Source organism: Okeania sp., from assembly GCF_983059655.1.
In genome coordinates, this window is the sequence record NZ_CEZPJD010000923.1 from 1 (window position 1) to 2,881 (window position 2,881).

The 2,881-nt window shown below is 32.9% G+C and carries 1 protein-coding gene; it reads left to right on the plus strand.

What is annotated here, in order from left to right; genetic code table 11:
• The first annotated feature begins 1,089 nt into the window (after positions 1-1,089).
• The gene (locus AC3DU7_RS30225; protein ID WP_488042934.1) at positions 1,090-2,805 is read left to right on the plus strand and encodes a hypothetical protein; all 1,716 of its coding nucleotides are present in this window, start codon (positions 1,090-1,092) and stop codon (positions 2,803-2,805) included.
• Positions 2,806-2,881 lie beyond the last annotated feature (76 nt).

The window sequence follows — 2,881 nt, forward strand, 5'->3', positions numbered from 1 at the left end:
AGATAAATACAACACAACTCTGTATAAGTGCTTATTACAAATCATAACTCTAAGCATAGTAGTAAAGTAATCAGCTAATTCAACTAAAATTACCATCTTCACGAAAACTTCATATATTTAATTTGTGTAGATGTATTAGTTTTTTTAATATTGAAAATCTGCTAGATATAACAATATAATTTTTATTATTTTACTAATATATTGTTTGTCAAAGAAAAGCTAAATTATGATTTGAAGTAAGTAAGAAGGCAAGAATTGCTCTTAGTCCATTTGATTGTTTTCGCCTTAAAATTAGTAATAAATAGCATATCAAGATAGTTATATTGCTTATATAGTGTTTAATATTTGCTTGATTATAACTGTCAAAATAACATCATTATTCACACACAAGACTCTCTAGGATTTTAGGTTTAATATCTGAATTGTTTAGAGCTGCAAAATTATTGATTAGTAAAATAATATTGATTTCTATTAATTATTCACAGGAGTAAAACCGTGTAATCACATAAATACGTCGATTTTATAAGTAATACTTATAGTGTTTTTACATAGATATGAGGTGTTTGTCTTCATAGAATCTTTACAAAACTTGCTACTACTCTATAGGAGGTAACAGTGAGAAAAACGTTTCTCTGTCTTACCACGATCGGTTATCTGGACTTTAGCAAAAAGTAGCTTAAAAATAGCATCAAATTCTTACACAGTAATGAATTAAGTTAAATTTAACCTGTTTGTTCATATATCTAGGTTTTCCTGCGGAATGCTACGCAAAGAGCCATTTTTAGCCAGTTGAGGTATTGGGTTTGAAGCTATTTTTACTGTCAAAAATCTTAAAGTCCAGTTATTATCCTAACTATCCCGTTATTTGCTATGTAAGTAAAAACAGCGCGATAACACAAATAGATGAATTTCATAATTTTTATTTATAGAGTTTTTACATAGATGTGGTTTAATACCCGACTGTCATTTCAGTTAGCCTCCTAGCGGAGGAGCTACGCTATCAGTACCTCAAATCTCAAGCAGGAGGCTTCAAACCTGAATTGTCCAATTATTGATTATCAGGTGATATCCATTTTTTTCTAACTATCTATGGACTATGAAAAAATTAATTTGCATAAGTTTTTCACTGCACCTACTTCAGTCAGATTTTGGTTTTATTTAAGTCTGGGTTTAGCAGCAATTTGTGGAATTTTAGGAATTATTCCTGCTTTTAGTAGTGAGTATGTCGTGCAGGATGATGCTCGCTCCCATGTTTTTTGGATGGCAAGATTTCTCAATCCCGAGCTTTTTCCCAACGATATTATTGCTGACTATTTTCAATCTGTTGCTCCTACCGGATATACCTATTTTTATAAATTATTTTCCCTCATAGGCATTCAACCTTTACTATTAAATAAATTTCTGCCAATCATATTAGGATTAATCACAACTGCCTATTGTTTTAGAGTAGAAATAGAAATATTCCCAGTGCCACTCGCTGGGTTTCTCAGCACATTATTTTTGAATCAAAATCTCTGGCTAAAAGATGACTTAATCTCCGCTACCCCCAGAGCATTTTTCTATCCTTTATTTTTGGCATTCTTATACTATTTCCTCAGACATTCTTGGTTAGGAATTGCAGTAGCCATCGCTCTGCTCGGATTATTTTATCCCCAAGGAGTTTTACTCTGTCTTGCTGTCTTAGTCTTAGATTTTCTCCACTTCCGAAGTCGCCCAAAATTTATCATTTTAGCTATTGGTTTAACTACAGGTTTTTTCGTACTTTTACCCTATGCTTTGAATACTTCCGAATATAGTCCGATTATTACATTAGCTGAAGCTAAAAATTTATCAGAATTCTGGCCAGGGGGTAGAGCTTCCTTCTTTTCAAATAATAGTTTTGACTTTTGGTTCACAGGCGATCGCTCAGGTATTATTCCCCCAGAATGGTTATCTCAATCTTTCCTACCTCCTCAAGTTTGGGCAGGATTATCACTCATTTTCTTAAGCTCAAGATATTTCCCCCTAGCAAAAAAAATCACTCATAAAATCATCCTTTTACCAGAGTTATTATTAGCATCAACCGGAATATTTTTAGCTGCTCACTTTTTACTATTTCGGTTACATCATCCTAGTCGTTACAGTCAACATAGTCTCAGAATAATCATGGCTTTAGCTGGTGGAATAGCTTTCACTTTAATAATTGATTTTGTCTGGCGCAAATTTCATCTACTCAACCAGTCCTCGAAAACAAAACCAGTCGGAAAAATTAAAACTATATCTATATATATAGCGCTAATTTTCCTCCTTTTATATCCAGCTTTAACCAACAATTTTCCTGTAACTAATTATGTGGTGGGAAAAGTGCCTCAACTTTATGAATATTTAGCCCAACAACCTTCAGATATTCGCATTGCTTCTTTAGCATTAGAAGCTAATAATATTCCTACTTTTGCTCAACGTTCAATATTAGTAGGTTCGGAATATGCTTTACCTTATCATCAGGGATATTATCGGGAAATAAAACAACGCGCTCAGGATTTAATCGAAGCACAATATAGTCCCGATTTAAAACAGGTACAAAATTTTATTGGAAAATATGGAATTGATTTTTGGTTGTTAGATTCTCAAGGGTTGACTTTAGAATATGTCAGAAAAAATCATCGTCTTGGACAATTAAATAATACTGCTGCTGCTGTAGTTAAGGTGCAGATGGAAAATGGTGTAGTTCCCAGTTTGTTAAATGCTCAAGAAAGTTGTCAAGTTCTAGATATTCCAGACTTAGTTTTATTAGAAGCAAAATGTATTTTAGACCTTCAATCTTAAATAAGAGAAATTACTAGATTTTTCATTGTATAAAGCACTCAAAAAAAAGCGGCGCGGGAGGGAATTAGGGTTGCGC

Bases quoted from the DNA above. Each gene is read 5' to 3' on its own strand.
- AC3DU7_RS30225 (WP_488042934.1), top strand. From the start codon at position 1,090: ATGGACTATGAAAAAATTAATTTGCATAAGTTTTTCACTGCACCTACT.